Origin of the sequence: Curtobacterium luteum (assembly GCF_001475545.1) — a bacterium.
In the GTDB taxonomy this organism is placed as follows: domain Bacteria; phylum Actinomycetota; class Actinomycetes; order Actinomycetales; family Microbacteriaceae; genus Curtobacterium; species Curtobacterium luteum_A.
Genome location: NZ_LDQC01000038.1, coordinates 100,045 through 107,542, shown reverse-complemented (window position 1 = coordinate 107,542; position 7,498 = coordinate 100,045). Strand labels below are relative to the sequence as shown.

Annotated in this window: 8 protein-coding genes; 2 read left to right on the top strand and 6 right to left on the bottom strand. The window is 71.0% G+C overall.

Translation table 11 applies throughout. The features are described from left to right. Positions 1-4: 4 nt before the first annotated feature. From NS184_RS07350 to NS184_RS07335, 4 genes are all read right to left on the bottom strand, one after another. Positions 5-955: a carbohydrate ABC transporter permease gene (locus tag NS184_RS07350; RefSeq protein ID WP_083513531.1), complete on the bottom strand. Its 951-nt coding sequence runs from the start codon at positions 953-955 to the stop codon at positions 5-7. 125 nt (positions 956-1,080) lie between these two features. After that, positions 1,081-2,442 (bottom strand): extracellular solute-binding protein, encoded by a 1,362-nt coding sequence (locus tag NS184_RS07345; protein ID WP_058725463.1) that lies wholly within the window; start codon positions 2,440-2,442, stop codon positions 1,081-1,083. 660 nt (positions 2,443-3,102) lie between these two features. Next, positions 3,103-3,945 carry a PhzF family phenazine biosynthesis protein gene (locus NS184_RS07340; protein ID WP_058725462.1) on the bottom strand — a complete coding sequence of 281 codons (843 nt, stop codon included), beginning with the start codon at positions 3,943-3,945 and terminating at the stop codon, positions 3,103-3,105. Between the two features lie 36 nt (positions 3,946-3,981). After that, positions 3,982-5,223, bottom strand: a complete 1,242-nt coding sequence (locus NS184_RS07335) for an ROK family transcriptional regulator (RefSeq protein WP_058725461.1) — start codon at positions 5,221-5,223, stop codon at positions 3,982-3,984. Positions 5,224-5,341: 118 nt separating this feature from the next. Here NS184_RS07335 and NS184_RS07330 point away from each other — a divergent pair, with 118 nt between their 5' ends. Then, positions 5,342-5,800 (top strand): GNAT family N-acetyltransferase, encoded by a 459-nt coding sequence (locus NS184_RS07330; protein ID WP_058725460.1) that lies wholly within the window; start codon positions 5,342-5,344, stop codon positions 5,798-5,800. Then, complete coding sequence (locus NS184_RS18675) at positions 5,797-6,306, top strand: MGMT family protein (protein WP_083513529.1); 510 nt, start codon at positions 5,797-5,799, stop codon at positions 6,304-6,306. Before NS184_RS07330 ends, NS184_RS18675 begins: the two co-directional genes overlap by 4 nt. Here NS184_RS18675 and NS184_RS07320 read toward each other — a convergent pair. Together NS184_RS07320 and NS184_RS07315 are read right to left on the bottom strand one after the other, a co-directional pair. Continuing rightward, the gene (locus tag NS184_RS07320; RefSeq protein WP_058725459.1) at positions 6,264-6,953 is read right to left on the bottom strand and encodes an acyltransferase; all 690 of its coding nucleotides are present in this window, start codon (positions 6,951-6,953) and stop codon (positions 6,264-6,266) included. The two genes, NS184_RS18675 and NS184_RS07320, sit on opposite strands and share 43 nt — an antisense overlap. 76 nt (positions 6,954-7,029) lie before the next feature. Further along, positions 7,030-7,455: a DUF805 domain-containing protein gene (locus NS184_RS07315; protein WP_058725458.1), complete on the bottom strand. Its 426-nt coding sequence runs from the start codon at positions 7,453-7,455 to the stop codon at positions 7,030-7,032. Between the last annotated feature and the right edge of the window lie 43 nt (positions 7,456-7,498).

Genomic DNA, 7,498 nt, shown 5'->3' with positions numbered 1-7,498 from the left:
ATGGTCAGTCCACCTCCGGCTTCAGCGCCTTGATGTAGATGATCGAGAAGACCGCGCCGACGATGAGCAGGATCGTCGCGATCGCCGTCCCGAAGCCGAGCTGCGAGAACTTGAACGCCTCCTGGTACGCCAGGATCGGCAGTGTCGACGAGTTCGTGCCCGGGCCGCCGCCGGTCATCACGAAGATGAGCGTGAACACCGACAGCGTCTGCAGCGTGGTGAGCATGAGGTTCGTCGAGATCGAGCGACGGATCACCGGGATCGTGATGTAGACGAGGCGCTGCCAGCCAGCGGCACCGTCGACCTCGGCCGACTCGGTGATCTCCTCGGGGACCTCCTGCACGGCTGCGGAGTACACGAGCATCGAGAACGCGGTGCCGCGCCAGATGTTCGCGAGGATCACGGAGAGCATCGGCAGCGTGTACAGCCAGTTCGGCCCGGTGATGCCGAAGACCTGCAGGAACTCGTTGAGCGTGCCCTGGTCGTTGAAGAACGCGTACGCGGCGAACGATGCGACGATCTCGGGCAACACCCACGCGGCGACGACGAAGGTGCCGACGATCGACCGGACGACCTTGTTCGCGCTGCGCATGAGGAGCGCGAGCCCGAGGCCGAGCACGTTCTGCCCGACGACGGCGGAGGCGAGGAGGAAGACGACGGTGAGGATGACGGACTTCGGGAAGTCCGGGTCCTGGAACAGCTCGACGTAGTTCTTCAGTCCGACGAACTGCTGGTCCGAGGCGCCGACGCCGGTCAGCGCCGAGTTGGTGAACGACCCGTAGAACGAGGAGATGACGGGGCCGAGCAGGAAGATGACGAGGAGGACGACGGCGGGCAGGAGCGGGACGGCCCGTCCGACGTTCCGCAGCGGCTTCCGCTTGCGCGGCGCCGGCGGGTCGGTGCGCTGCGGCGCACCAGGCGCCGACAGGGTCGGCGCGAGGGGGGTGCTGGACACGGGGTGCCTTCCGGGTGCGGAGGGGGTTTCCGAAGGTGGGGAGGGTCGGACGGGAGGCACGGTGCACGACGCGAGCCGTGCCTCCCGTCCGACAGGTGGTGACGTCCGTCAGGACGTGCCGCGCGTCAGCCGGCGGAGACGGTGTTGTCCTTGCCGACGACCTGCTCGACGGCCTGGTCGTAGGCGGCAGCGGCCTGCTTCGGACTCTGCTGCCCGGTCATGACCGACTCCATCGCGACCTGGATCGCGTTCGAGATCTGCGAGTAGTCACTCGTCGCCGGGCGGAAGTTGGTGTGCTCCACCAGCCCGGAGAAGAACTTGAACGTGGGGTTCGCGTCGGTGTAGGCGCTGTCCTCGGCGACGTCCTTGCGGACGGCGATCTGGCTGTTCTCGGTGTCGTACTTGAGCGAGCCGTCCTTGTCGAGGAACTTCGTGATGAAGTCGAACGCGGCCTGCGGGTTCTTCGAGTTCTTGCCGACCGCGAGCGTCCAGCCACCCGACATCGAGTTGTAGCCGGGCTCCTGGCCGTTCTGCGTCGGGAACGCCGCCGTGCCCATCACGTCGTTCCACTCGGACCACGGGGCGGTGCCGGTCTTCAGCCAGGTGCCGGACTGCCACGAGCCGTCGAGGTCGATCGCGAGCTTGCCCTGCGGCAGCCACGTCTGGGCGATGGTCGTGCCGACGTTGGTGTCGAGCGCCTGCTGGGGGGTCGGGCCGAGGCCGCCCTGGTAGACGTCCTTCACGAACTGCAGCGAGTCCTGGAACTGCTTCGAGCCCGTGACCCACTTCTTGTCCTTGTAGAGCGTGTTGCCGTCACCGTCGGCGCCGTACAGGAGCATCTCGAAGCCCTGCATCGTCGAGGCCTCGCCCTGCGCCTTGCCCGAGTAGATGTTGAACGGGATGACGCCGGAGTCCTTCTCCTTGATCGTCTTCGCCGCCTCGAGGACGTCGTCCCAGGTCTTGGGCTCCCACGGGACGGGGAGGCCGACCTTCTTGAAGATGTCCTTGTTGTACCAGAGGGCTCGGGTGTCGGTGCCCATCGAGACGCCGTAGGTCTTGCCGTCGACGCCCTCACCGGCCTGCTTGGCGTTGTCGTAGAACTGGTCCCAGTCCTTCCACTTCGCCGTGTACTTGTCCAACGGGAGCAGGTAGCCGGCCTGGGCGTCCGCCTTGATGAGGAAGGTGTCCTCGTACATGACGTCGGGCGCGGTCGCCGGCGCCTTGTTCATGAGCGCGAGCTTCGTGTAGTAGTCGTTGCCCTGCGCCTGGATCGGCACGAGGGTGACCTTCTTGCCCGGGTACTCCTTCTCGTACGCCGTCTTGACTTCCTTCATCTGGGCGTCGAGCTGCTGGAAGGCGCCGAACTTCTGGTAGGCGATCTTGATGGTGTCGCTCGAGGCGGACCCAGAGCTGGAACAACCCGCCAGTCCGACCGCGGCGACTGCCACGGCTGCGAGACCGGCGATGATTCGGGTGCGGCGTTTCATCGGTGCTCCTTTGCACGGGATGTCCGCGGGTGTCGTCACCCGCGCGCAGGATTAGTCCAGCGTATTGACTTATCCGTGTCAAGAGGGATTCCGGTTCCGTTCCGGAACGATCTCGTGCCCGCCAGCGGGGTCCGGGCGGGTCTGGTCGCTCGGGGCGACTGGGGCTCGGGCACGGGTGGTGCTTCCGGGCGTACCGGGTGTTTCCGGGCCTACCGGGTGGGTTCCGGGCGTACCGGGTGGTTCCGGGTGGTTCCGGGCGTGCCGGGTGTTTCCGGGCGTACCGGGTCGACCACGACCACCAGGTACGCCCGGAACCGCTTCCCACAGCGGGCGCGATGGGAAGGAACGGGCACAGCTGATCCTTCCGAGCGCCTGGGATCGGGCACACCAGGCCCTACCGGGCGTACCGGGTGGTTCCGGGCGTACCGGGTCGACCACGACCACCATCTACGCCCGGAACCGCTTCCCACTGCAGGCGCGATGGGAAGGAACGGGCACAGCTGATCCTTCCGAGCGCCTGGGATCGGGCACACCAGGCCCTACCGGGCGTACCGGGTGGTTCCGGGCGTACCGGGTCGACCACGACCACCATGTACGCCCGGAACCGCTCACCACAGCAGGCGCGATGGGAAGGAACGGGCGCGCCCGGGCACCCCGGGTTCAGCCGATCCGCGTCGCGCCGCCCGTCACCGTGATGCCTCCGGCCTCCGGTACGTCGACGAGCAGCACACTCGGACGTCCGACGTGCCGCCCCTGCCGGATCACCACGCGGTCTCCTGGCCGCACGGCTCCGACCGCCCGGAGGTACGCCCCGGTCGACGCCGCTGCCGACCCCGTCGCCGGGTCCTCGGTGATGCGGCCGGCGGGGAACAGGTTCCGGGCCTCGTACTCGAGCGGCCCCGTGCGGTGCAGGACCGTCACCGTCCCGGCCCACCCCGCGTCGTCCTTCAGCTCGCCGAGCACGCGCGGGTCGAACCGGAACTGGTGGAAGAGCTCGGCGTCGGCGAGGACGAGCACGGGGTGGCGGTTGCCCGCGAAGGACTCGAGCACCGGGAACCCGTCGGCGATGTCGTCGGCTCCGATCCCGGTCACGTCGAACAGCCGGGCGAGGTGGCCGGGGTCGACCTCGCGCGTCCACGGCTCGACGCTCGTCATCGCGAGGAGCACCGCACCGTCCGCCCCCGTCGACGTGTGCACCGCGATCTCCCCCGCCGGGGTGACGAACACGCGGTCCCCGGTGCCGTGCCGCTCGGCGAGTGCGACCCCGGTGGCGACCGTCGCGTGTCCGCAGAACGGCACCTCGGCCGCGGGCGAGAAGTACCGGACGACCGGGCGGTCGAGGGTCCCGCCGACGACGAAGGCGGTCTCGGCGTACCCGACCTCGCGGGCGGTCGCCAACATCTCGGCGTCGGACATGTCGACCGCGTCCAGCACGATGCCCGCGGGGTTGCCCCCGCCCGGTTCAGCGGCGAATGCGGTGTACCGGAGGATCTCGGAGGTCATCCCCCGACGCTACCGCCCGGTGCGTCGACGCCTGGCTCAGCGGCGGATGAGCAGGGTGCTCGCCCGCGGCGACAACGCGGCGTCGAGCACGAGGCACGCCGCCCCGACCGCCGCGACGTCGGCCCCGCGGTCGCTCTCCTCGACCGCGATCGGGTGCTTCGGCACGAGCAACGGTGACTCCACGATCGCGGCACGCGCAGCCGGCAGCGCGGCCGCAGCGATCCGCGACCAGAACGGACCGCCGAACACCACGCGGTCGAGGTCGAGGAGGTTGACGATGAGCACGGCCGCGTTGCCCATGACCCGACCGGCGTCCGCCGCGAGCGCGTGCGCGCCCTGGTCGCCTGCCGCGATCGCCGCAGCGAGCGCGTCCCACGCCCGGTCGACCGACGCGGCGTCGGACAGCTCGCCGAGTGCCAGCCCGCGGGCTGACGCGATCTGGACGAGGCGGTCGGGAGCAACCGCGGCGCCGACCTCTCCGCGGGTGCCGGAGCCGTCGGGGGTCCCGGCGAGCGGGCCCTGGTCGACCATGATGTGCCCGGCGTCACCCGCGTTCGCACCGACGCCCCGAACGGGTTCGTGGTCGAGGACGAGCCCGACGCCGAACCCGGTGCCGAAGTACACGAAGGCGAAGTTCCGGGCGGCGGACTCCCCCGCCAGGAACATCTCGCCGACCGCGGCCGCCGTGACGTCCTTCTCGAGCAGCACCGGGTAGCCGGTGGCCTGGGCGAGCGCGTCGCGGAGCGGGACGTCGCGCCACCTGGGAAGGAACGGCGGGTCGAGGACGACGCCGGCCTCCGCGTCGATCGGCCCCGGGCTCGCGATGCCGACCCCGAGCACCGTGTCGACGTCGACCTCGGCCCCCACGACGAGCGCGTCCACGGCGTCCGCCATGGTGCGGACCACCTCGGCGGGGTCGTCGGCGGTCGGTGTCGACGTGGTGCTCTGTGCGACGACCGTGCCGGCGAGGTCGAGCAGGACGTAGGTGACGATCGCGGGGTCGACGTGCACGCCGACCGCGTAGCGACTACCGGCCTCGAGCCGGAGGATCGTGCGCGGCTTGCCCCGACCGGAGACGACCGTGCCGGACTCGACGATCATGCCGGCCTCGATGAGGAACCGGGTCACGTTCGACACGGTCTGCGCACTGAGCCCCGTGCGTCCGGCGAGCTCCACCCGGCTGAGGCCCTCGGGCGAGCGTCGGACCGCGTCGAGCACGACGGTCCGGTTGAACCCCCCGATCGACGGGAGGTTCGCTCCTCGTCGGTGCTCTGCCATGTCGCGACCATACCGCGCCGACCCCCGCCGACCGGGCCCCGCGCACGGTCGCAACGGTGCGGTATCGGTCCACGCGGCGCGCTGGCCCCCGGACTGGCGGCACGGATACGCTGACCGCATGGCCGATCTCCGTCTCGAACAGCTCTCCGCAGCGACCGCCGCCGCGGCCAACTCCCTGACCCTGAAGCCGGGGCAGGAACAGTTCGTGCAGCCGACCACCTACGGTCAGGCGGAGTCGGACGTGAAGCCCAGCTCCGCGTGGACCCGCGTCGTGCTCGACGGTGACGAGGTCGTCGGCATGATCATCGGCACGTTCGACGCGGACAACCCCGCGGAAGAGCTGCGCAGCGCGATCTGGCGGGTCAACGTCGCAGCGACCGCGCAGGGGCGGGGCGTCGGACGCTTCGCGGTGCACGGTCTCGCGGACGAGGCACGCAGCCGGGGCTTCGAGCGACTGACCGTCGTGTACGAGCCCGGCGGGAGCGGCAGCCCCGAGGCCTTCTTCCGTGCGCTCGGGTTCGAGTTCGTGCGCGAGACCCAGTACGGCGACCACTTCGCGGTCCTGACCCTCGGGTGACCGCTGAGCCGGAGCCGATCGACTTCGGCGCCGCCGTCGCCGAGGTGGTGCGGAGCATCCCGCCCGGTCGCGTGATGACGTACGGCGACGTCGCGGCGGCCCTCGGGTCGCGGGCGTCGCGCGCGGTCGGGAAGGTGATGGCGCACGAGGGCTCCGACCTGCCCTGGTGGCGCGTGGTGCGGTCCGGCGGGCTGCCGCCGGTCCACCACGAGGCCCGCGCGCTCGAGCACTACCGCGCGGAGGGCACGCCCCTCGTGGACCGCGCCTCGGCCTGGAGGCTCGACATGCGTCGGGCGCGCTGGTCACCCGAGCCGGGTGACCCGTCGGACGACGTGACCGGCGGGGCGGGCGCGCACCGCGCCTCCAGGTCGGACCGCGCCGGCGCCGGGCCGACACGTGCCGCCGTCCGCGCGGACCGCACCGGAGACGGTCCGGACCGCGCTGGCGACAGGCCGGACCGCGCCTACGACCCGACGGATCCCGGGTTCCCGGTCGACCCGTTCTGAACCGCAGTCGCCCGCATGCTCCCGCCCGGGCCCGGCACGGGCTCGCCCGCTCCACTCGCGACCGCCGCGGTCGCCGTGACGTCTGCCACGCCCCCGGCTTCGGCCACCTCCGACGGTCGGAGGTCGCGGATGCGTCGGGCGGGGACGCCCGCGTAGAGGCCGCCGGAACGGAGGTGCCCCGCCACGACCGCGCCGGCGGCGACCACGACGTCGTCCTCGATGACGGCGCCGGGGAGCACCATGGTCCGGGCGCCGATCCAGACCCGCTCGCCGATCACCACGGCGCGGCCCGAAGCCGTGCGGTCCCAGTCCCCGGCGGCGTCGATGCCGTGGTGGCTCGTGACGATCAGCACCTGCATGCCGATCGCGGTGTCGTCTCCGATGGTGACGGGGGCGACCGCCTCGATCGAGACGTGCTTGTTGCAGAAGACGCCGGTGCCGATGGTGAGGTTCCGGGCCGAGCCGGTGAGGGCGAAGCCGACGCCGGGACCGGACCCGACGTGCGCTCCGGCGAGGTTCAGGAGTCCGCGACGGACCACCCGCGGGACGAGGGCCGATCCGAGGAGCGTGCTGAAGAGGACGTGCTCGGTGCCGTACGTGAGGTCTTCACGCAGGCGGGCCGCCGGGCCGCTCGGGGTGTGGGTCACACGCGAACAGTAGGTCGATCGGGCCGCGTCCGTCCCCTGCTCCGGCGACTCTTGCGGGTTCCCGCTGCCGCCCCTGTCAGAGGTCGAAGCGTGCGCCCTCCGGGTTCGTCGGGAGCAGGCACATGACGAGGAACACGATCGAGCCGATGCCCGGGACGACGTTCACGAACAGCCAGAAGCCGGACAGGTTCGCGTCGTGCAGCCGTCGGGCGCCGAGGGCGAGCGAGCCGATCAGGGTGGCCAGGCCCCAGAGCACGAAGAGGTACGAGCCGACGGGGTTCTCGAACAGGGGCGAGTCCGGCGTGAACGCCTGCGGCACGAGCTGCAGCGCCAGACCGACGGCGAGCGAGGTGATCCACCACCACCAGAACTCGGCCCGCGACGCCCGCCCCGTGAAGACGGTGTACTTCCGCCAGAACCGTCGGACGGCCTCGGCGAAGGGTGCGCCGTAGAAGGGGTCGCGCAGGGCGACGCCGCCGGGCTGCACGCTGTCGTTGCTCATGGCCCGAGCCTGTCACGTCGAACCACGAATCCGACGTCGAACC